This window comes from Legionella jamestowniensis, assembly GCF_001467745.1.
GTDB classification, from domain to species: Bacteria; Pseudomonadota; Gammaproteobacteria; order Legionellales; family Legionellaceae; genus Tatlockia; species Tatlockia jamestowniensis.
Window position 1 is genome coordinate 635,857 of sequence record NZ_LNYG01000013.1, and the last position, 23,530, is coordinate 659,386.

The window sequence follows — 23,530 nt, forward strand, 5'->3', positions numbered from 1 at the left end:
TTCACTGCTACTGATTATTAATAAAAGATACACCATGAAGTAAAGGTTGAATAGCCAAATGTTCGGCTAGCGTTTGACCAACATCAGCAAAAGTATCACGGCGACCAATAAATTGGCTCGGACAGGACGGGCCAAACATTAAAACTGGAATATGCTCTCGTGTGTGATCGGAACCCGGCTGGGTTGGATCACACCCATGGTCAGCAGCAATGATTACGACATCTTCTTCATTCAATAACTGTAATAATTCAGGTAAGCGTCCATCAAACTGTTCAAGTGCATGAGCATAACCTGCTACATCACGACGATGGCCATAAGAGGAATCAAAATCAACGAAGTTAGTAAAAATCAAACTACCCGCGGGCGCTGATTTCATTGCCGATAAAGTAGCATCAAAAAGCGCCATATTGCCGTCTGCTTTGATGGTTTGCGTAATACCTTGATGCGCGAAAATATCAGCAGTTTTGCCAATCGCAATCACTTCCCTACCCACTTTTTTTAATTCATCAAGTAAGGTTGGTGCAGGCGGTGGAGTGGCATAATCGCGGCGATTTCCGGTACGCATAAAAGTCCCTGGCTCCCCAATGAAAGGTCGCGCAATAACACGCCCAATTTGATATGCATCAACAAGCTCACGGGCAATTTCGCAAACCTCATATAAACGTTGCAAACCAAAATGCTCTTCATGAGCCGCAATTTGAAATACGCTATCCGCGGAAGTATAGACAATAGGTTTGCCCGTTTTAAGATGCTCTTCCCCCAACTCTTCAATAATAGTGGTTCCAGAGGCATGCTTTTCACCAAGAACGCCTGGCAATCGGGCTTTTTTTAGCAATTCATCGATAAGCGTTTGAGGAAAACAGGGTTCTTCATAGGGAAAATATCCCCAATCAAAACGGACAGGCACGCCGGCTAACTCCCAATGGCCACTGGGCGTGTCTTTACCTAAACTTTGCTCCACTGCATAACCATAATACCCTTCTGGTTTAGCAACTGTGGACAAATCGATTAAAGGAACACCTGAACTTGCTATGGCTGCATGGTATAAACCCAATTTAGTTAAATTAGGGATATATAGGGCTCCTTTGCGTAAATCCCTCTTATCGGCGCGATTTTTACTGCAGGCAATATGAATATGACCAAACGTATTCGCCGCTTCATCACCATAGCGATGTGCATCAAGACTGGCGCCAATACCCAAAGAATCCATTAGTAAAATGCAAGCTCGTCCTGGCATTTTTATTCCTCAACTTGTCTGCAACGCGTTTCTTTTAAACCGAATAATACCAACAATGCTAAAACTAATCCCAATGGTAAGATTATAGCGGCAAATTGGTAGTCTCCAAGAGAATACACAGGGATATCGTTAACCATATGCATCCCCCCATGCCCTATTAACAAAATGCTAAACAGGTTTTGATAAATGATATAACCACCTTGGGTCAAAATAGACACAACGCTCACGGCAGTTGCAGTCATCAATGGTGAACTGCTTTCGGCAACGAGGGCATAACTGATCACTTGTGATGCCGTAAAAAATCCCAATAAGAAGAATAGAATATTCATGGCTGGCAAAGATACAGGGAGATATAAAACAGCCAGAATAGTCACTAAAGAAGCAAGGGCACCCACTTTCATTGGTAATATACGAAGACCTAATTTATCGGAACACCACCCCACAACGGGACCGCCTATTATAGCACCAAGAAATAACATCGTATTGACGATTGCTGCGTCTTCTTTTGCTATTCCCAGGCGCTGAACAAGATAAAGAGAGCCCATCATTGCCCCAAACACAGCAATGGCCATATTCATCAAGCTGGTATATAACGCAGCTCTTAGAGTCTGTGGGTTCAAATAAGCTTTTTTAGCAGCAGTCATGATGGAGATTTTTTGACTAATTTTTTGGTGAGCAATTTTTGCTTTTTCAATAATACCGAAAGACATAAATAGCAACATCGCCATTCCGAGCCAGCCTACCTGCATCAAAGCATCCCGCCAGCCGACTTGTGCAACTAATTTTGTTAATGGGTATTGTGCTAACATACCACCGGTCATTGCCATGGTCACAATGACGCCCGTGACCATTGCCATGCGTTGGGGAGGAAACCAGCGAGAAGCAAGGCGAATAGGCCCTAGAAAACAAAAGGCACTTCCGATTCCTGTAACAAAACGACAAAACAATGCCAGATAAAAAGAGTGTGCATGGGCCAAAATAAACGTGCTCATCACACAAAGTAGCATGGCGAATAATATTGTTTTTTTAGTAGAAAAGCGATCAAGAACAAAACCGGCAACAAAAAGAAAAAGAACATTGGATAAATAATAGATACTGGACAGATAGGCCATTTTGTCAGCCTGGACATGGAAGTCATGCATGATATTATCGGCAATTGATGCAAACATATTGCCCTGAATGAATTCATAAAAGAAGAATAAGGACGCACTAAAACACACTAACCAGGGTAACAATGAAGCAGAAGCTCCCTCATCTTTATACTCTTCCACTATCTGCATTATAAACTCCTAAATTTTAACGTTTGCAGTAAGTTTCGCGGGTTAATAATACTGCCACTAAGGCGGCGACTGCTGTAAGAGGGAACATCCACATTGCATATTGAAAATCAGCTACCGCATAATTTTGAATGAAAGCGCCTGCATGATGTTGCATCAATAAGCCAAACAGCACTTGCCCAACACCAGCCCCTCCCATTATTAATACAGAGGCAATCCCCGTTGCAGCACCTGTATTTTTTAAGGGATTACTTTCTGCAATGAGAGGATAACTAATGACTTGGGTACTGGTGAAAAAACCTAAAGCAAAAAATAAAATGCTTAGCTCTGTCTGTGTTAAAGCAATATTCATGAACAGGGGGATTACCGTGAGCAGCGTTGCTAACGCACCAATAATCATTAACGGTTTACGACGCCCCTGTTGATCTGAAAGCCAGCCAACCAATGGACATCCAACGATACTGCCAATAAATATAAGACTGACCACATTGCTCGCAGCCATTTCTGGCAAGTGATGAACAACCTGTAAATAACTAGCACCCCATAAGGCACAAAGCACCATAATCGGTAAGTTAAGAAAACAGGTATACAATCCAGCAAACCAGTTTTGCCTATTGCTGAGGGCTTGCAAAAAACCTGGGACCACAGGAGTTCGTTCTACGTTTTTTGGTGATTCAACCTGACCAGGAGTATCATGGACAATATAATAAATCCAGACCAACAATACAGCACCGATAACCCCGTCTATAAATAAAGAGCGACGCCAACCGTAGTATTCATTTAAATGGGCAAAAGGGGTATGCGCCATCATCCCACCTAAAAACGCCATTGTCACTAAAGAACCTATTACTAATGCCTGACGATGAGGGGGGAACCACCGTGATACTAAAACAACACACGAGAGGAAACAAAATGCGTTGCCGATTCCTGAAAGAAAATGAAAAAAGCAGGCTAAGGTAAATGAGTTGGTAATAGCAAAACCTAGGGTGCCAATGACGCAAACTAACATGGCAATCAAAATGACCTTGCGCGTAGAAAAACGGTCCAGGATTACCCCTGCGGGCAATAGAAATAAAATATCAGCCCAGAGGTAAGTGCTTGACATCCAGCTTAATTGTGCAGCATCGAGATGAAAATCATCACGTAGCGGCTGATTAATGACATCAAAGATGTTCAGCTGAAAAAATTCATAGAAAAAAAACAATCCTGCAGATAGACATACTATCCATGCCATCATGCTACTGCGAAGTAAAACTACTTCCGAATCCACAGCGACAGAATTTGACAACGTTACTCCTTAAGCAAGGCCCCTGCAAACTGTCGCGGATTATAACAAAAAACGCACTGAATTGGTACCTTTATTGCACAGTTTAGCAAAAAAATTATTTTTGACTGTCGCTATCTGTAATTTTGTTGCGAGCAAGACTCCTGCTTTTATTACTCGTATCCCATGGAATCCTTAGGACCTTCTTTTTCGAAATTTGCTAAGGCTTCAATACGAGATTTAGTTTTATCACTAAGCTCCGTAGCCTTATAATCCTCACTTAAGAGTAACTTAGCCACGCTGTGATGCTTACTTGCAACACTAATAAGAGGGTTCTTTATATCAAAAGTATATCTTTGCATTGTTTTATCTAGACAATTGTTTTCCGCATATTGTTCTTCACTGTATGCTCTCTGAGTCCTTTTGCTGGCATCCCCCCATAAGGGTTGATTTATTTTGTCGACAAGATGAGGAGTTTGAACGATAAATAATGCTAGTCCTTCATGATCTTCAGCCAGGGCCGAAAGATCATGGGCATTCAGTTTGTCGAGCATCTCGGCCAATTTTGTTCTGGCCAACTCACCTAAGTTAGCTTTGTAGAACTTGCTAGTCTGTGACAACCTTGCAGTGTCTTTGGCATCTAAAAATTGTGTGGCAAGATAAAGAAGAAGTTCACGCGGCAGATCTTGAAGAGATGCTTGTTTTAATAGTTGCATAACAGGTTTCATTGCTTCTTTTGAGTTTTCTTCGGGATATTTAGATCTTGTCATGATCATTCCTAAAAGTTATTTGATCATAATTATACACCATGCTCTATTTTTTACCCAATACCCCCTTTTGTCCTGGATTTATCATAATGGGAACTGCAATTACTCGTTTGCATAACAAACTCACCATTTTTAAAAATAAGAAAAGGCAGGAGTTTTGCAAATCCTTACACTTGCCCCTATATTATATTTCCAGTAAGAATTTAACGATAAGGATAATCGCAATGATCCCAGTGAAAGGCTACGCTGCCTCTGCCGCAAAGGCTCCCTTAAAACCCTATTCTTTCGAGCGACGTGATGTGGGTGATAGTGATGTATTAATTGACATTCATTATTGCGGTATTTGTCATTCGGACATTCATCAAGTTCGTGATGAATGGGGAGGGGCTCTTTTTCCCATGGTGCCAGGACATGAAATCACTGGTGTCGTTCACAAAGTAGGTAAAAATGTTAACAATTTTAAATCCGGCGATCATGTAGGTATAGGTTGCATTGTGGATTCTTGCCGTCAATGCTCTAGTTGTGAAGAAGGCCTTGAGCAATATTGTGCGGAAGGTTTAACCCCTACTTACAATGGCATGGAGCGTGACGGAAGCCGTCTTACACAAGGAGGCTATTCAACGCAGATCGTTGTCAACCAAGATTATGTTTTGCGTCTCCCTAACAACTTGCCGCTGGATGCCTCTGCCCCACTTCTTTGCGCTGGTATTACGCTTTACTCCCCACTCAATCATTGGAAAGCAGGCCCTGGTAAAAAAGTGGCCATCGTGGGTTTAGGTGGCTTGGGCCATATGGGCGTAAAACTTGCGCATGCCATGGGTGCTGATGTGACGGTCTTGAGTCATTCCAATAAGAAACAGGAAGACAGCAAACGCCTAGGTGCCAATCATTTTTTTGCGACCTCCGACACAACCACATTTCAAAAATTGGCTGGTAGTTTTGATTTAATTATTTGCACCGTCTCTACAGGCATTGATTGGAATCAATACTTGGCGTTGCTGAAACGTGATGGCACGATGATCGTCGTGGGTGTACCGGATGATCATGTGCCTGTTAATGCCGTTCCTCTTATTTTTGGGCGCCGTAGTCTGGCAGGTTCCTTAATCGGTGGTATTCAAGAAACGCAAGAAATGCTCGATTTTTGTGGTAAACATAACATCACGGCAGATATTGAATTGATTCCTATTCAAAAGGTCAATGACGCTTATGAACGCGTCTTAAAGAGTGATGTCCGCTATCGCTTTGTTATAGACATCGCTTCTTTAGAAAAATAATAGGCTCTTTAATTTCCTACGCCCTGCGGCTTGTGCCGCAGTAGCCAAGAGTTTATATACCCAAGCTCGCATCAGCAGTACTTAGGAATGAGAACCTTTTGCCTTATTTAAATCCAGAGTATACATCCTGTAGCTTTAACTTTCTTTTTTACCCACTAATCCCATTTTTTGCCAAGATATTGGCTTTATACTATTTTAAGAGTAATTAAGCCAAGCGAAGGCTCTCTCTATGAATCGATTATGGAAAGCATGTGCATGCTCTGTCGCGTGTATTTCGACGTTACTATTTTATCCTCTAGCAACTTTTGCAAAACCCGCTACATCACTATCCGAATCTTCACAAACAGTCATTGAAGTTTCAGATAAACAGTTTCAATTAAATGAGAAAAGCAAAGCTACGAAAGCATTTGAACTCTTGTTTATAAATCCAGATGGCTCCACTACTAAAGAGGGCTATTTTGGCACAAAAGGAGAGCTTTTTAACGTGCTGGTCGTCAACAAAACGGCTGAGCCAATCACTATTCATTGGCATGGCCTTATTCTCCCAAACCCTCAAGATGGCGTTCCCGGCGTTACACAAACACCGATTAAGCCGGGAGAAAGTCGTCCTTATCAATATAAACTCGTCCAGTCTGGTACTTATTGGATGCATTCTCACGAGGGTTTTCAAGAACAACAGCAATTATCGGCTCCTTTTATTATTTATGATTCTGATAAGAAAAATCATGATACGGAAGAAGTAATCATGTTTTTAGAGGATTTTACATATCAAAATCCCTGGAAACTTTTTAAAACCTTACGTAACGCTAAAGTACCCGTGGAAAAAATATCAAAGCCAAATGATAAAAATAGGCAATCCACTATGTCCATGAAGATGGATACTGATTACAACGACATTGATTATGATGCATTTCTTACCAATAAAACTACCCTGGAAAATCCGCAAGTAAAACCTGTCACTGCAGGACAAACCGTAAGACTTCGTATTATTAATGCCTCTACTTCCACCAATTATGAAATTAACTTGGGAAAATTAAAGGGCAGTTTGATTGCAGTAGATGGAGAGCGGGTTAAGCCAATTGATGGTAGTCAATTTCCCATTGGCATCGGCAATCGACTAGATATCCTCGTTCGTGTCCCTAATGAGGGTGGCGTTTTTCCTATACTAGCTCAAGCGGAAGGAACCAATAAACAAACAGGGCTAATTATCGCTACCGTAAATCAGCCTATTCCCAAATTCAGTTCGATTGCCTCAGAAACTTCTGGGCGCATCCCCTACTATGAATTAGAAAAGCAACTCCAATCCTTAAACCCCTTACCCAATAAAAAGGGCGATATTAGCTTAAATTATACCTTACAAGGCTCCATGCAAGGTTATCGCTGGACAATGAATAACGAAAGTTGGCCTCATGTCATTCCTCTTATTATTACTAAAGGACAACGGGTGGAAATGATATTTACCAATAAAAACACCATGTCCCACCCCATGCATCTTCATGGGCATGTTTTTCATGTTACTGAGATTGATGGAGTGAAATTAACCAATGGAGCAATGCGTGATACGGTCCTAGTACAGCCCGACAGTACCATTAAAATTCAGTTTGATGCAGACAATCCTGGAATTTGGTTAATGCATTGTCATAATCTCTACCATTTTATGGGTGGTATGGGTACAACCATTGAATACGCAAACTATCCACGGCCACTGTTTTATCTAGAAACCATTGGGCAAGCAACAAAAAAATAATAATCACCCCTTTGAACTCTAAGGGGTGGTATCTAGATTAAGAATTTTAAAGATAATGTATGCCAAACTAATTCAAAAGGGCATTTCGCAATTGATGGGGTAAGGACCGCATAACTTTTTCGCTTAAATATTTTTCAAGTTTTTTAAGTATAGCATTTGCCCCCTATTGCTTTATAATTAAACATCGTCCCTAGCGTCCTCTACTCCACAGGCTCTGGCGCAATTTGCACAACAATAGTAATCGTTTCCAGCTTCAATGCCATGGCCAATAATACGGCACGAACAATGTTTACAAGTGGGAGCAAGCTTTTGAATGGCGCATTCAAACGAGTCAAAAAAATAACTGCTCCCCTTTTGTATTACTTCAAAGCAATTATCGTAACGGTTACCACAGACACTACATTTTTCCATAGGCATAATACTTTTCCTTAAGTCAATTACCTTAGTTTAAGTATAGGTAATTTTACCCATGGAAAATACAAAGAACTCATTGATACCATTTTCGACAATCTACAATGTTTAAAATAGGAAGTTTCAATGCAATTCACGGGCACCATTATCTCCCTTCCAGTTGACATTATTTGCTATTTAGCCTTCCAATATCTCGACTATAATTCTGCGTTTAATTTATTTATAGTCTTGATACCTGAGTATTTTACCCTTCAACATTCCTCAACATCTAAAAGGGATAGAACAGAAAAGATAATCACCTTCATGCATTCTTCCCCTGGTAAGGCGCTTACAAACATCTATAAAAAAATGGCGCCACTACCCAAAATCGTGGCCGAAGATAATACGAATTTTTATTTTTCTCCCCGAGAAGGTTGGTATACTTGGAATGAAAACATTGAGCAGCTTACAGTGGGGGAAAGCAATCCTCCTCAAAAATTTAATCTCACTCTTAAAAGCAATACTTCACAATTGTGGGAAGAAGTAAACTTAAATATTGCTGAGATTGTTAGTCGTAATTCACGAACTTTTTTGTTATCCACTGATGGCAAAATTTATCACAGTGGCCAGGACTTTTTCTTCATGAGTAACAAAGCCATTTTCAACCTCAAACCTATTAAAGAACTCGTTGATGAAAAAATTATTAAACTTGCTTTAGGTTGGGATCACATTCTTGCTCTAACCAGCAATGGCCAAGTCTATAGTTGGGGATATAATCATTTCGGTCAGTTAGGTTTGAGGCATCGAGCCCCTGATAGCACACCGCAATTAATTACAACCTTTAATGAAAAAATTACTGATATTTTTGCTGGCGATTATATTTCTTTTTGTCGTTCAGCAGAGGGAAAGATTTATGCTTTCGGCAAAAACCAATCTGGCCAATTAGGGTTGGGAACTACTGGAGATATCGCCTTCCCCCAAATTATTACTAATTTACAACACCTAAAAATCATCTCTATTGTCAGCAAAAATAGCCATACTCTATTTCTTAGCGAAGCAGGGGAAGTATTTAGTACTGGCGCAAGTTATAAAGGTGCATTAGGGCTTGGAAAAATTCATAATACAAAGACGCCGCTTCAAATCGATTCATTAAGCAATAAAGTAATAAAAAAAATTGCAACCGGTTCATTTCATTCGTTGTGCGTGGACGAAAATGGAATCTTGTATTCCTTTGGTGCCAATACAAAAGGGCAACTGGGTTTACATAAAAATCAAATACAGGGGGAAGCCTCTTTTGTTCCTCAGCCAGTTGGTTTTCTCGAAGAAGAGGCCATTACCGCAGTTGCTGCAGGAGAAGGTCATACTGTATGTCTTACTAAAAAAGGGGATGTTTACAGTTTTGGTAATCAATTAGACCATCCTCAAATCGGTCCTAATAAAGTCAATTTTTTATTTCCATTCAATAACGCCAGAATGCCTCAATCAACCATAAGTAAAATGCGATAGAGAAAAATAGCGTTAGGGTATATCCTACAATTAAACATAATAGTAGTTATAAAAATCACAACAAGATGTCCAGGAGACAACGATGTTTCGTGAATTAATCAATACACTCTCTGTGTGGCAACTCTTTTTAATTAATTTGGTTATGCTTCTTTCATTTTCCGTATTAGCCACTTATATTGCTTCCTATTTAATTTCAAAAGAATCGGTTGATACGGAATATTCACGTAGCACGGACAGTATTTTAAGCATTATGGGTAGTGGTTATGGCGTTTTCTTGGGATTTGTCATCATTACACTTTGGAACCACTATTTGTATGTACAAAAAAATGTTTACAAAGAAGCAGATGATCTTAGTGTCGTGGTGCGTAATTTAAACGTTTTTCCAGAAAAAGAGAGATTACCAATGGAAAACAGTTTAAAACAATATGTGCATCTCATAAGAACGGATGAATGGAAAATGATGCGAGAGGGCAAAGAAAGTGACAAAGCCTGGCGCGCCATGCATGCTATGTTACTGGCATTTCAGAATTACACCCCTAAGACAGCGAAGGAAGCACTATTTTATCGGCAAAATATGAATCACTTGGACTCTTTTTTAAAAGAGCGTCGTGATAGGCTAATTTCCATACATAGTATTCTTAATAATGAGTTGCGCACTGCATTAATTTTAGGAGCCATCGTTATTGTTTTTTTATCAAGTCTTTTAAAGGCTCATGAGGGTGGCACTATGCGTATGTTGGCTAATTTCTGTTTAGCCCTTGTCATTGGCTTTAACTTAACCCTGGCATTTAGTTTTGACTACCCTCTTTCCGGAAGTATCTCTGTCAGCAATGAACCTTTTTTTGAAGGCGTACTTAAAAACTTTTAGCGAGATACTGTATTAAATTTTCAATTCTTCAAAAACTTCTTGGGCAGCTAAAAGAGCATTGGTGGCTGCTGGAAAACCGCCGTAAGCTATCATTTGAGTAATAATTTCTACAATTTCTTCTTTTGTTGCCCCGCAATTAATGCCACAACGGACATGTACTTTTAATTGAGGGATTGAAAAACCTTGCACCGTCAGTGCTGCAATAGTTGCAAGCTCCCGCACTCTTTGATCCAGTGTACTTTCATGTGAATATAAATCGCCAAAAGGAAATTCCACGTTAATTTTTGCAAAAAAAGGTGCTATTTGTTCAATCTTTTTAAGGTACTCTTCGGTGATGTCTTTTCCCAAATGCTCTTGCATTTGCTTAAGACCTTTTTCGTAACGGTTCATTTATTATATCCTTGTTATGAATTGGTAATACTCCATGGTCCAGTACCAAGCAGCATAAAGAAAAAAGAAACGGCAGCAATAACATAATTTTTCTGAGCAGACGTAATATGCCCTACGATGCCAATTGCTTTTGCATCCGCCAATAATTTCTGATCGTCACTTGAAGCGGTTGCAGGTAACTGAATTGACTCGATATGGTGAACACAGGTGTAATGCGCATAAACACCGAGTAAAGAAAACAGCAAAGCGAGTGCCCCACCGATACGCCCGAAGATACCCAATAAAATAGAAATGCTGATTAGTAGCATCAAAACTAGCATGCTCACCGCTTGGAAATTGGGATACTTAGGATAAATTAGTGTTGCAGTTTGTTTTGCGGCCGGCCAATTTCGAACAAAACTGTAAAAAGCATAGATAAAAAAGCCAGCAAAAACGACTCTTAAGACCAACCAGGCGATTGCAGTCAACATGTTTCTTTCCTTAGATTACTTTATCCAAATCAATGGTCGCAAAAAGCTCAGGATTATCTCGATAATCAATAGGGACATCGATTAAGACAGGAACAGTTTTTTGTTCAGCTTCTTTTAATACGGGGATAATATCATCCGCACTTTTTAGGACATAACCTTCAGCACCAAATGCTTTGGCAAAATGCACCAGGTCCAGCTTGCCAAAATCAACACCACTGCGGCGTTTATATTTCATCATTTCCTGTTCCATGACCATATTGTAACATCCATCCGTCCAAACGAAATGGATAAAGTGTAATTTTTCCCTTACGGCTGTCTCAAGCTCTTGTGCCGAAAATAAAAAACCACCGTCCCCGGATATAGAAATTACTTTTTTATGAGGGTAAACCAGCTTCGCCGCCATAGCCCAGGGCATCCCCACCCCTAAGGTTTGTTGCCCATTACTGAACATTAAGTGATGCGGCTTATAAATGAGAAAGTAACGAGCCATCCACATGTATACTGTCCCAATATCACAAGTAATTAGTGTCTCATCATCGACATATTGGCGCAGCTCATAGATAAATCGGAGCGGATGAATGGGAAATTCCGTTTTATTTTTACCCTCTGCAATTTTTTCATTTAATGCGTCATGATAAATTTTGGCATGTGATAAGTCGCCATACACTTTATTTTTTGCAAGCGCCTCTTTAAGCAGAAGAATGTTTTCAGAAATTGCTCCTAAAATCTCCAGCTGCGGTTGATAGGTATAACGGACTTCTGAAAAAGTCGCATCGAGGTGAATAATTATTTTATCATTTTTAGGATTCCAAACTTCGGGATCATATTCAACAGGATTAAATCCTACTGTTAAAACAACATCCGCTTTATCAAGTAGTTTATCAGCCGGTTGATTACAAAAAAGGCCAACGCGTCCTGCGAAACAGGGAAATAACTCCCGTGAAACAACACCAGCCCCTTGGTAAGTACTTATAGTTGCTATTTTAGTCTGACCAAGCAATGCGCGAATTGCCTCTGCATTTTTAGGATTGCTTGCTTCTTCCCCCAGGAATAATACAGGCAGCTTTGCTTCGGTAAGAAGTTTAACCGCTTTGTCGATGGTATTCCCGCAAGCCATTGAAACCTCCATACACTCATGAGGGGCAATCACTGGACTGTCTACTTTTTCAGTTAAAACATCCTGCGGAAAACTAATAAAGCAGGCACCCGCACGTGGATTTAGAGCTTGTCTAAACGCCATTGCTATAATCTCAGGAATATTGGTCGCACTCATGGCTTCTACGCTGTATTTAGTAACAGCTTCCATAAGCTTAGTATTATTAGCTGCCTGGTGTGATTTTTTAAAATGCATAGCGCGAGAGACATTCCCCCCGAGAGCAATTACCGGGTCACCTTCTGTCGTTGCCGTAAGAAGACCTGTTGCCAAGTTGGCAACGCCGGGGCCAGAGGTCACTAACACAACGCCAGGCTTTTGGGTTAATCGCCCATAAGCAGCAGCCATAAAGGCAGCATTTTGTTCGTGCCTACATAAGATCAGTTTAATTTTCGAATCCAGCAAGCCATTAAAAATGGCGTCAATTTTTGCACCCGGAAGGCCAAAAATATACTCAACGCCATGCGCCTCGAGGCATTTGATAACTAACTCTGCTCCATTCACTTTATTTTCCCTTTGATAAGCCTTTTCTTCAGATTAGCACAAGATTCTATCCTCTTCATTTTTCTATAATAAAAGGAGGCAAAACGAGAATTCTTAACTTAAGTCTTATTCCTATGAGGAGATCCCTCAAGCAGCTTATGCTGCTTTCCAATCCTCTGCAGACAAAAATCCAATATTTAACTGCCAGCTACGCTCGTGATTTAAGTCCTGACTCATCACTATTCTGAGGGTATTGCAATTCTCTATCGGTTTTTATATGTTTCTTAAGTGGGAATAATCTAGGGCTATTTGTCTGTTTACCATCGTCTGATTGTTGTGTATGCGAACTATTTTTTGGCTCCAGAGTTGGACTATGCTGCCTTTTGGGCTGACGTTTTGGAGAAGCAATAATGTCCTTATCAATATCGTTTTTTGCACGATAAAGAACTACTGGAAATGTGGTATCCGACATTGATTTTGCGACACTAACACCATCAATATCCAGCAAAATATGATAGAATAAATCTTTAGCAATGCGGTGGACTATGCGCGGTTTACCTGGATTACTGGCGTCATTAGGATCCAGGAAATAAATATAACCACCGTTATCTAAATCTACACCAATGACTTTGATTATATGTGTATCTTCACCAGCGTCTTCTTCCTCTGCAAGAACAACCTCATAAACAAGATATCCTTCTTCATCAAAAGAAGAAAATTCGAGCGCTGGATTTATAGTAAATTGCTTAATTAAATTATAATCAATTTCTGCGAGAAAATGATTTTCATACCTTCTGAATTCTTCAAGTAAAGGCTCTAATCCTTTTGCTGGATGCCAACAAGAAGCAGCATAATGAAACTTCCAAATATGGTGAATCACTGCCCGCTCATAATAAGAAGCTAATTCACTGTTCGACATTTCCTGCGGATTTATATTGCTATTTTTTTCTTTGAGCTCTCTATTAACGACCTCCTCAACATTGAAATCAAGTTGCCGACTGACATTTACTGCCGCCTCAAAAATAGCTTTATCCTGACGACTTAAAATAAAATAGGTAAAGTCACTTGCTGTTCGGCATTCCAAAAACTCTCGCAGGAGGATTGGTATGTTATCAGACTTGAAAGTGTAATTTTGCAATATGAAGGCGGCAAAAACTTTATCTTTTGACACAGTAGCAGCTGCTTCAGAAATTTCACTTTGCTCCAATTGCTCATTAAACCAATCAACAATAGCATTTTCTTCGTATTTAAGTTTTTCTAAACGTTTACAAATTTTATGATAATCAGAAACAATTTTTTCAATCTTACGCTGGTTACCTTGAAAAAAAGGACCATAATATTTATGCTTAAAAGCACCAAACCAACAAATTTTTCCTGCAGATTCAGGTCTTGGTGCTTGATACTCAGGCAGACTAATTATTTCTTCATTTTTAATATAGGTTAAGGCAAGGGACGGTTGTCCAGGTATATTACGCTCAAGTTCCTTGACACCCGAAGCAGCAAGACTATTTTGATAAAGTTTTCCTGGCATAAATTTAAGAATAACTTTTGTTTTTTCATTGACATAAAAAGGCATATTCACACCAAATTTTTAATAGTAACCACTCCTCCTTGGCTAAAATTTCATCCTGCTAAAGTAATGGTTTGGCTTGTATCTGATAGTGATACATTTACCATCTTTTCTAAAAAAATGAGATAGTATCATAGAAAAAAATAAGTAGCATTCACATTATGGTTAGCTAGAATTCTGTAACATTACCGAAGTGGATAAACCATTTAAAAACATTTACTTTTGACCAGTTTCAAAACGCGTACCGGATGTTTAAGACGATAATCATTTGGATGTAATTGATAAATATCTTTCTCCCAATCCGCTTCCAGTTGATAGATGTGCCAATTTTCATCACTGGGTAAGATTCCTGAGTCCAATTGTTCCTTGAGCAACTGACATGCCTGGGTGATAGTACAGGTCCCTTCCCCACCACCGTAAGAACCATCGGCCTCTAAAAAAGATTGAGGTATGGCAGGAGGCACTTTATTCGCAGGTAAAGGCCCAAGTTTCATCACAACAACTTGTTGTTTAAAAGCTTCATCGTAAGCCCCAATCGTGTAAACTTTTTGACATTGATTGACCCAGACTTTGGCAGAACATAGGTTACTTGCTAATAACAAAATCCCAAATAGACCTTTATGCATCACTTAGATACCTATTCATAACAGAGTGAGGGCTAGACTAGACTGTCAAGGTTGATATATCAAGGGCTAAATGTCTTGAAAGGTCTAACTTTCTCTCGCACAGTATAATTGGAGTAATCTTATGCTTTTGAATGGCAACACTGTATTGCGGCACTTAATTTTTGTATTCCTAAACTAATTTCATCTAAAGTAGGATAAGTAAAACTGAGTCGAATGGCTTGTCGACCAGTAGGTTTCCCTACTAAAAATGCGGATTCCGGTATGTAGAGAACGTTTGATTGCTTAAACACCGCTTCATGCGATAACTGAACGTGCGTATTGGGTAATTCTAACCATATAAACATACCATGTTTTGGCATAACATAGCGAAAAGGAATGTCCATATATTCGTCTAGGGCCTTGGCCATATATTCTAGTTTATTTTTATAATGCTTTATTTGAGGATAGGTAATTTCCTCGATTGAATAGTTATTCAATATAGTATTTAAGGCTAAATGATTAGGATTCGAACAGTAAAGATCACTCATGTCTTTGAGTTGTTGTAGTTTTTGAATAATACTTTTTTCTGCAACAATCCAACCGACACGAATAGCCGGCGCAATTGTTTTTGAAAAAGAGCCTATATAAATGGCGTTTTTCGTGTAAGCACGCATTGGTAAAAACTGCTCATCAGTAAAACTTAAATAGCCATAAGGATCATCTTCAACAATAATAAAGTTGTATTTTTCCGCAAGTCCAGCAAGTGCTTTTCTTATTTGAGTATCCAAGGTCAGTCCGAGTGGATTATGACCATTACAGACTACGTATAAAAAAGGCAAGGGTTTGCGAGTTTTTAACAACATTTCCAGGTAATTTAAATCCAAGCCGCAATTAAATATAGAAGGTATAGGCAAATAGTTTAAATCAAACATATTTGCAATCTGCAAAAAGCCAGGATAAACAAATTCCTCAATCATTAAAGAAGCTTTAGGTTTTAAGAATAGATTTGCAGTTAAATAAATGGCTTGTTGAGCACCACCTGTAATCAATATCTCTTCTAAATCGCAGGGCACTGCTTGAGAAATCATCATTTTTTGTATTTTTAGTTTCAGTGCCTCATTAGGTGCCTGATATTGAAATGACTTGGAGTTCTCTACCGACAATTGTGAATAGGCTTCTTTTAACGCTTCAAGCGGCATTACAGAAAGATCAGGTAATCCCGCCGCAAAAGAAATAACGTCATTTCTTTGCGACAATTTGACGTACTTCTGTATTTCTAAGGGCTGAATTCGTTCATTCATCATAGCAGGACAACCTATTTCAATTGAAAGCTATTGCAGTAAGTCGGTTTCACTGCAATAAACTACCAAATCTTATCTTTAATTAAACTTCGAGTGTTTCGTAAAGTGCTTTAATATTTACTGTGCCAAAGCCCTCACAAACTTCACGTTGAACAAACTCCAGAAAAAGTGTTGGGCGTGTCACTACTGGTTTGGTAAATATTTGAAACAGAATTCCTTTATCATCTTGTTCAAGCATAATTCCATAAGGAGCGACTTTTTCTATACGCTTAACTTGTTCGGGATAAAGTTGCTTGACCTCATCGTAATAGCTTGGCGGAGCTTTTCTAAGCTCGCCAAAAAATTGTTCATAATGCTTCACCGAAGCAATAATATCATCCGTTTGAAATGCAATGTGATGTACTCCTGCGCCATGATTGTATTTTAAGTAAGTGTGCAGAGGTGATTTTTCCGAGCTTGGTTCTACCAACGGTAAATTTACCTTTCCATTCGGGGATTTCATGATGGTAATGTGCATTCCACTCTCAGCAGAATGGATGTCTTCATCGGTATTTTCAGAAAAGGAGAAAGTCTCTTTGTAAAATTTTACCCATTTATCAATGGTATTTTTCGGATGACAAGTTGCAATATGATCGATGTTATAAATCATTGGATGCTTATTGCAGGCGTGTTCATCATATTTAAATCCAGGAATTTTGTTATTAGAATTCATTGGTAGAAATTCATGCTCAACTTGATTGAAAACTTCCACTGACGCAGCATAGGTGCCGCTTATTTCTTGAGGTGAAAAAACAGGTATAGCTCCATTATTCACCGCCCCCTCAAAACAGGCAGCTACATCGTGAACAAAAAAACTGATTTTCTTAATACTATCACCGAACTCATTGACATGTTTAGCGATGGGTGTATCTTGATGTAAACTCGAGGTAATAACGATATAAATGTTCCCTTGCTTCATTAAAAAGGTAAGTTTATCGTCTGTTTTTTTCGACGCAATATGTTCAAACTTCAAAGCATTCATGAAGAAATTTTTGCTTTGAAAAATATTTCCTACATACATTTCTACATAGGCAATGCTTTCAATCACTGCGCCAACGGCATTTTGTTGTTTCATTTGATCACCTTACCAACTATAAATTCAGAAGTAATGTCTTTGGTTGTTGAACATCCAGATAAAATCATGGTTTCTTGAAGCTCTTGTTGCAGAATAGACAAGACATGGAAGACGCCTGCACTACCACCTACAGATAGAGCCCATAACGCTGTTCTTCCTATTAAAGTAGCGTCAGCTCCTAAAGCCAGTGCTTTAAAAATATCGCTACCGCGGGCTATGCCCCCATCTAAAAACAGTTTTACTTTGTGGTTTGCTTTTACTCGATGCTCATACATAATTTCCAGAGGAGACAGACTAGAATCAAGCTGTCTTCCACCATGATTAGAAATGACAATACCTTTCACGTTAGGAAAAGTAAGTGCAATTTCAGTATCCCTAGGGTCAATAATTCCTTTCAAAATAATAGGCAACTTAGTGACTCTAGCCAGCCAATCCAGATCATTCCAACTGATGGAGTGATCTAGCAAGGTTGAAAGATGTCTTTTGGATTTCAAACACGCCTCAAAAGGAATTCCTATTTTTTTAAGATGTGGGAATGAGGTGTTTTCAGGAAAGAGAAGAGGATGCGAGCGTTCTCGTTCTTTTTTTGCATAGACCGGAGCATCAACAGTCACAACAAGAGCATCAAAGTTAAGCTCTTCCATCCATTGAATAAAATTTCTATTAATTTCCCTGTCAGTCAGAAAATACATTTGCGACCACACAGGAACTTTTTTGTGTTGAGCTATTAACGCATAATCCATGGAGGAAAACATACTCAGAATCATTGTTGTATTGAATTGGTTAGCTGCTTCGAGCATATCCAACTCTCCATGCTTCGATAAGAGGCCTTGGTAAGCAGCAGGAGCAATGAGCACCGGTGCATTAAGGATATGATCAAACAACTTAATTTGTGTGGAGATTTCACCTAATCTTCGCAAAACCCGTGGAGAAATAAGCACATTATTAAAGCTTTCACGGTTTCTTTTTAAAGCCAATTCATCCAAGCTTCCTCCATCAATAAAAGAAAAAACATCAGGAGGTAAAAATGCTTTTGCCTTTTTATAAAAGGATCGAGTGTTCGTATATTCATCTAGCATGTAGTTACTTCCTTTTAGAAGATGACTCATTTAGGGGACTACGAATTCTTATTGCTACGTTGGTTATTTCTAAACAGAAACTACTAATATCGCGAACGACTAAACTTATTTCTGCAATCTAAAATAGTTTTTGCCACTGTAAAAACTGCAAAATTATACACATACATGACCTAAATAAAAGCATCGTGAATATTTTTTTTTGATAAATACTTGATTAAAGAAAATTTACATATCTTAAACTTAGTATTCTTAAAAGGAATAGTATGAACAAAAAACGCACTTGACATCAATTTAGATCTAAGATGATAATCGCCACGCAACATCTAAATAAGTCTGACTATGCCGCCGAGAGAGCTTATGATACAGGATTCCCACGTGGTTTTTTTGCATCATGAATGAATCCATCATAAATGCTCTTTAAGAGTAAAAATAGGCTAAATAATCCATTTATTAAGATGTTTGACCCTTAACATCCTCAGGAGAGTTATTATGGATAAAAAAGCGCTCAAGCAATTTATTGACGATTTCTATCAAGCCTGGAAAGAGCGTGATGCAACTAAAATCCCTACATTTTACGATAAAAATCTGAAAGCTTATTCTGATTTTACTGAGATAACGCTGGAAGATATTTTGAATCGTTTGGAATTTTCAGAGAGAAAATTTGCCGAGGTTAATTATGGGATTCAAGAAGTGTTTATTGATGAAGACCAAGGAAAAGTTGCTGTGAGAATGAAACAACGACATATTCCAAGAGATGGCTCTGATGTTGTGAAATGGGATGCCATCATGCTTTATACCATCGTTAATCATAAAATCACTGAACTGTGGATGTCTTTTTATCCAAACGCTGATTATTTAAATAATGCTTAATTATGATGTAATTATTGTCGGTGGTGGACCTGTTGGCATTGCTCTTGGTATTGAACTTGGTTTGCGCAATATTCGCACCTTGATTCTCGAAAAGCATGCCCAACCTTTGCGTACACCTCGAGCTCAATCTTTGTCTGCCCGCACCATGGAATTTTTTTTAAGATGGGGGATAGACAAAGCACTTGAAGACAACCTTTTACTCCCTAAAAATTTTCCACAAACAGGCATTTGGTGCTCTAACTTATGTGGAGATTCCTATTTTGTGAGTGCTTGGGGAGATAATCAATTAAAAGAAAATGCATCCCCTAAAGAAGGAGTGCGTATCCCGCTTTGGGTAACGGAAGAGGTTTTAAGAAAACGCTTACTGGATTTTTCTTGTGTTGATTTTTTAAAACATCATGAAGTGCAAGAAATGAGCGTCATTAATGACCAAGTCATTGTTCAAGCTTACGATAAAATAAATCAAACCACTCAAACGTATCAATCTACTTTTTTAGCTTGTTGTGACGGCGCTGCCGGGCCATCTAAAGAATTATTCAATAATCCATTTAACAAACTATCTGAGCAAACGAAAATGCTGGGGACTTTGTTTATTTCAAAAGAAATTATGAATAAAAAAACAGTGGCTGACGGAATCATGTACTTCGTGCTAGATGATGACGCGATGGCTTTTGTCGGACCTATTGATCTTGAGGAAGGCTTATGGCTTGCACAAATCGTTTGGACTGATTCTAACCTTAATCCTGATAAATCCACCTTATCTGCACTCATTGATAAAATGATTGGAACACCAGTGAGTAAGGTAATTGCTGATTCCTATTTTTGGGATATGCAGGTTCAACTTGCCGAATTTGCCAATAAAGATAATCGTATATTTTGGGTGGGAGATTCAGCCCATGCTTTTGCGCCCACAGGTGGCTTAGGACTAAATACTGGCTTTGGTGATGCAGAAAATTTAGGGTGGAAATTGGCGGCTGTTATCAAGCAAGAGGCTCCACTCCAATTACTTGAAACCTATGAGATTGAACGAAGACCCGTTTGGCAAAGTAATTTGAACTTCGCCAAACAAAATGCGGAGCAATTTGTCGAATTAAAGAAAAAATATCCCCCGGAGCACGATTATAATGCCTTTGTGCGTGCTTATGCAGATTTAGGCAATCAATTTTTATGCTCCTCCGGATTGACGCTAGGATATTCATACTTAGATACACCGTTAACTCAAAAATCAGCAGTGAAACAGCAAGAGCACTCTCCCTTTGAATACACACCAAGGGCTGAACCAGGCTATTTTCTTCCTCATGCTTTATTAAAAGAGGAGACAATTTACAAATACTTGTCTCCTACTCAGTGGAATTTGATTATTTGTGGCGAGCAAAAAATGCAAGAATCAGAGCTTAAGTTAATTAATGAGTGTTTCTTGTTAAAACACATCCATCTATTAAAAGTTGACCCGCAGACGTATCCATATACTTATTTGTTAGTCCGACCGGATTGGCATATTTCCAGAGCAGGAAATAGTTTAAACGATATTTCAGGATCTCTGTGGGAGATGATGTAATGAGCCTAACCTGCATCTTAATGGGGCAAGATAATTTATTGATTCAATGTGGTAACTATTTATTAGAAAACCAGCATCAAATTAAATGGGTTATTTCGCCAATAAAATCCATCCAAACCTGGTGTGATAAAAATAATATCCCTTGGGTCAGTTCTCTCGAAGAGTTACCTGATAACAAAGAAAATTTAGTCGACTACTTCTTTAGTATTGTCAATGGCGTCATATTAAAAGACGCTGATTTAAAAATCGCTCGCTTCGGCACAATTAACTACCATGATTCTATTTTGCCTAAATACGCAGGGGTCAATGCGACATCCTGGGCATTAATGAATGGTGAAACCACTCATGGCATTACTTGGCACCTGGTTAATGAAGGCATTGATGAAGGAGATATTGTTTATCAATCAAGCTTTTCACTGTCAGACAATGAAACTGCATTAACACTTAACTTACGTTGTTTTGATGAAGCAACAATTGGGTTTGCCCAAATTATTGAACAGATTCAATCTTCTTCGCTGATAAAGACAAAGCAAAATAGAGCAATGCGAAGTTACTATGGGCTTAGCCATCCATTACCTGATTTAGGCTTTATTAATTGGGAAACAGCAACAGCTCAACAAATTGATTTATATTGTCGTGCGCTTAATTTTGGAAACTACAGCAATAATTTAGGTACATTAAAATTGTATTTAAAAAAGGACTACCTCATCGTGGCCGAGGTGGAAAAATCAATTCTCCCCAACACTAAGATTCAAAGTGGTGTGATTCTTTCAATGGATGAAAAAGGATTGCTCATTTCGACAACGAGTGAAGCTATTTTGCTCAAAAAACTCATGACTTCAGAAAGTAAACTACTTGCTACAGAGGAGCTTATTCGACACTACGGTCTAGTCATTAATCAGCAGTTGCCTCTACTAGATCACGCATTCCTACGGGATGGAAAGGCTTTATACAGTCATGCATTAAGGCATGAGAAATTCTGGGTGAATCAATTAAGGGAGGTAGTCGATCATACAACCTATTGTGATCGCATTTTTGTTAAGAAAAACCAACCAACTGAACTAAAGTCGATTGCCATTGAGCAAGAGATTAAGAACTCAATAAACAATCCCAGTCATTACTTGCTGGCAAGTGTATTAATTTATTTATACCGATTAAATAATTATGAGAATTCTACTATCTTTTTAAGCAATGAGTATTTTTCTGATATTAAAACAACTTCTAACTTATGGGCTACCTTATTGCCAATAACACCCAGTTTGCAAGACAACTTTACTTGTAAACAAGTGTTAGAAGAACTAAATCAAACCCTTGCTTTAATATCTAAACGTGGGGCTTTGCTGAGTGATATTTATACTCGTCAACCTGCTTTAAAGCCTTTAATTAAAGACTGTATCATTACTGTGGATCTCTCAAATGAAACAGTGCATGTACCGAAAAACTCATTGATTCATTTTTATGTTGATCAGAAGTCTCATGAATTAAAAATAGCACATCGGATTGATACAAATTATCAGGGTGGAACGATAACTCCCTTAATTGAAAGAATGCCAGCCCATATTAATAATATTCTTCACTATATTTTGCATCAGCCTGAGACATTAATTAATGAACTCGTTTTTTTGACAGAAGAAGAACAGGAAAAACTATTCACGTGGGGAGTAGGTGAATATCTTCCTTTACCTAGTAATACTATTACCGACTTATTTGAACAATCGGTTTGCCGCACGCCGGATAATCCTGCTATTTATCAAGATAATCAATGTGTCACTTATCATCAATTATGGCAAAAGGCTGAAGCGATCACCTCGTTTCTTTATACGCTCGATTTACCATTACAAAGTCAGGTAGGGATTTATACGGAGCAAGGTGTTGATTTAGTTGCATTAGTCTTGGGAATTGCTAAGGCTGGTTGTATTTGTGTTCCCTTGCCAACAGAGTATTCTGTGGCTCAAATTGATGCGGTTGCAACAAATAGCAAGCTTAATCTAATTATCAGCTCAGAGTACTCTTTTGATAAGTTATCACAGCAACTTAAGGGTAATGCATCACAGTTCCTCTATAAAACTGAAGCGATTTTTTCTGAAAGCAGCGGTTTAGGTGTCTTGCCTAATCGCTCATTAGCTCATCAGCAGTTACTGGTTCTCATCGATAAAGAAAGTAATAAACAACAGATGCTAAGCCAAAAAAATATTATTAATTATGGTTTTTGGTTAAACCGAGCTACTGACTTTACTGCAAAATCTATTTTTGATTTATCTACACCTCTATCGTTTAATGTTTTGTTACCTTGTTTATTAGCGCCTTTATTTGTCGGTGGAATTCTCTCTATTGGTTCGTTCAATTTACAAACGCAGGCTAAACATTATTTGAGTTATTTGCAGATCCAAAAGATAAGTCATGTGAGATTAACTCCTTCCGATTGGGAATTACTGATGAAGTATTCAGTTAAGGTGCGCCAGCTCAATGCACTCAGTCATTTATTACTGACTGCTGATGTTAACCCTACCGAAAAGGTGGCTGAGTGGTTATCCATTTGCCCCAATAGTCAATTGGTCATATTACCTGAGGCTCGCTTTCATTAATTGAGACGAGCCTCTGGAGAAA

20 protein-coding genes are annotated in these 23,530 nt (G+C 38.7%); 7 read left to right on the forward strand and 13 right to left on the reverse strand.

Going from position 1 to position 23,530, the window contains the following annotated elements; genetic code table 11:
* Nucleotides 1–7 precede the first annotated feature (7 nt).
* The 4 genes from Ljam_RS07220 to Ljam_RS07235 form a co-directional block, all read right to left on the reverse strand.
* Nucleotides 8–1,237: a phosphopentomutase gene (locus Ljam_RS07220; RefSeq protein WP_058449443.1), complete on the reverse strand. Its 1,230-nt coding sequence runs from the start codon at nt 1,235–1,237 to the stop codon at nt 8–10.
* 2 nt (nt 1,238–1,239) lie between these two features.
* Entirely contained in the window at nt 1,240–2,517 is a 1,278-nt protein-coding gene (locus tag Ljam_RS07225) for an MFS transporter (RefSeq protein ID WP_058449444.1), read from the reverse strand.
* Nucleotides 2,518–2,533: 16 nt separating this feature from the next.
* Entirely contained in the window at nt 2,534–3,802 is a 1,269-nt protein-coding gene (locus Ljam_RS07230; RefSeq protein WP_058449445.1) for an MFS transporter, read from the reverse strand.
* Nucleotides 3,803–3,951: 149 nt separating this feature from the next.
* A complete protein-coding gene (locus Ljam_RS07235) occupies nt 3,952–4,548 on the reverse strand; it encodes an F-box protein (protein WP_058449446.1) in 597 nt (198 codons plus the stop codon).
* Nucleotides 4,549–4,769: 221 nt separating this feature from the next.
* On the opposite strand from Ljam_RS07235, the gene Ljam_RS07240 reads away from it, so the two are divergent.
* Complete coding sequence (locus Ljam_RS07240) at nt 4,770–5,819, forward strand: NAD(P)-dependent alcohol dehydrogenase (protein ID WP_058449447.1); 1,050 nt, start codon at nt 4,770–4,772, stop codon at nt 5,817–5,819.
* 229 nt (nt 5,820–6,048) lie between these two features.
* The gene (locus Ljam_RS07245; protein WP_058449448.1) at nt 6,049–7,566 is read left to right on the forward strand and encodes a multicopper oxidase family protein; all 1,518 of its coding nucleotides are present in this window, start codon (nt 6,049–6,051) and stop codon (nt 7,564–7,566) included.
* 200 nt (nt 7,567–7,766) lie between these two features.
* Here Ljam_RS07245 and Ljam_RS15585 read toward each other — a convergent pair whose 3' ends face one another.
* Nucleotides 7,767–7,901, reverse strand: a complete 135-nt coding sequence (locus Ljam_RS15585) for a hypothetical protein (protein ID WP_255305229.1) — start codon at nt 7,899–7,901, stop codon at nt 7,767–7,769.
* Nucleotides 7,902–8,103: 202 nt separating this feature from the next.
* Between Ljam_RS15585 and Ljam_RS07250 the strand changes: the two genes are divergently transcribed.
* Both Ljam_RS07250 and Ljam_RS07255 read left to right on the forward strand, forming a co-directional pair.
* Complete coding sequence (locus tag Ljam_RS07250) at nt 8,104–9,462, forward strand: RCC1 domain-containing protein (protein ID WP_058449449.1); 1,359 nt, start codon at nt 8,104–8,106, stop codon at nt 9,460–9,462.
* 82 nt (nt 9,463–9,544) lie between these two features.
* Nucleotides 9,545–10,330 (forward strand): bestrophin-like domain, encoded by a 786-nt coding sequence (locus Ljam_RS07255; protein WP_058449450.1) that lies wholly within the window; start codon nt 9,545–9,547, stop codon nt 10,328–10,330.
* A gap of 12 nt (nt 10,331–10,342) precedes the next feature.
* On the opposite strand, the gene Ljam_RS07260 is transcribed toward Ljam_RS07255, so the two are convergent.
* From Ljam_RS07260 to Ljam_RS07295, 8 genes are all read right to left on the reverse strand, one after another.
* The gene (locus Ljam_RS07260) at nt 10,343–10,720 is read right to left on the reverse strand and encodes a carboxymuconolactone decarboxylase family protein (protein ID WP_058449451.1); all 378 of its coding nucleotides are present in this window, start codon (nt 10,718–10,720) and stop codon (nt 10,343–10,345) included.
* 14 nt (nt 10,721–10,734) lie between these two features.
* Nucleotides 10,735–11,190: a DoxX family protein gene (locus tag Ljam_RS07265; RefSeq protein WP_058449452.1), complete on the reverse strand. Its 456-nt coding sequence runs from the start codon at nt 11,188–11,190 to the stop codon at nt 10,735–10,737.
* A 10-nt stretch (nt 11,191–11,200) separates the two neighbouring features.
* The gene (alsS, locus tag Ljam_RS07270; RefSeq protein ID WP_058449453.1) at nt 11,201–12,847 is read right to left on the reverse strand and encodes an acetolactate synthase AlsS; all 1,647 of its coding nucleotides are present in this window, start codon (nt 12,845–12,847) and stop codon (nt 11,201–11,203) included.
* A gap of 187 nt (nt 12,848–13,034) precedes the next feature.
* Nucleotides 13,035–14,402: a hypothetical protein gene (locus Ljam_RS07275; RefSeq protein ID WP_058449454.1), complete on the reverse strand. Its 1,368-nt coding sequence runs from the start codon at nt 14,400–14,402 to the stop codon at nt 13,035–13,037.
* 200 nt (nt 14,403–14,602) lie between these two features.
* Complete coding sequence (locus Ljam_RS07280; RefSeq protein ID WP_058449455.1) at nt 14,603–15,022, reverse strand: DVU_2496 family lipoprotein; 420 nt, start codon at nt 15,020–15,022, stop codon at nt 14,603–14,605.
* A gap of 119 nt (nt 15,023–15,141) precedes the next feature.
* The gene (locus Ljam_RS07285; RefSeq protein WP_058449456.1) at nt 15,142–16,305 is read right to left on the reverse strand and encodes an aminotransferase-like domain-containing protein; all 1,164 of its coding nucleotides are present in this window, start codon (nt 16,303–16,305) and stop codon (nt 15,142–15,144) included.
* 79 nt (nt 16,306–16,384) lie between these two features.
* Complete coding sequence (locus tag Ljam_RS07290; RefSeq protein ID WP_058449457.1) at nt 16,385–17,416, reverse strand: VOC family protein; 1,032 nt, start codon at nt 17,414–17,416, stop codon at nt 16,385–16,387.
* A complete protein-coding gene (locus tag Ljam_RS07295; protein ID WP_058449458.1) occupies nt 17,413–18,495 on the reverse strand; it encodes an alpha-hydroxy acid oxidase in 1,083 nt (360 codons plus the stop codon). The genes Ljam_RS07290 and Ljam_RS07295 overlap by 4 nt, the downstream gene beginning before the upstream one ends.
* Before the next feature lie 489 nt (nt 18,496–18,984).
* Here Ljam_RS07295 and Ljam_RS07300 point away from each other — a divergent pair, with 489 nt between their 5' ends.
* The 3 genes from Ljam_RS07300 to Ljam_RS07310 are packed head-to-tail and all read left to right on the forward strand — an operon-like array spanning nt 18,985 to nt 23,508.
* On the forward strand, nt 18,985–19,365 hold the full coding sequence (locus tag Ljam_RS07300) for a nuclear transport factor 2 family protein (protein WP_058449459.1): 381 nt from the start codon (nt 18,985–18,987) through the stop codon (nt 19,363–19,365).
* The gene (locus Ljam_RS07305; RefSeq protein WP_058449460.1) at nt 19,358–20,923 is read left to right on the forward strand and encodes an FAD-dependent monooxygenase; all 1,566 of its coding nucleotides are present in this window, start codon (nt 19,358–19,360) and stop codon (nt 20,921–20,923) included. The genes Ljam_RS07300 and Ljam_RS07305 overlap by 8 nt, the downstream gene beginning before the upstream one ends.
* On the forward strand, nt 20,908–23,508 hold the full coding sequence (locus Ljam_RS07310; RefSeq protein ID WP_131762318.1) for an AMP-binding protein: 2,601 nt from the start codon (nt 20,908–20,910) through the stop codon (nt 23,506–23,508). Before Ljam_RS07305 ends, Ljam_RS07310 begins: the two co-directional genes overlap by 16 nt.
* Nucleotides 23,509–23,530 lie beyond the last annotated feature (22 nt).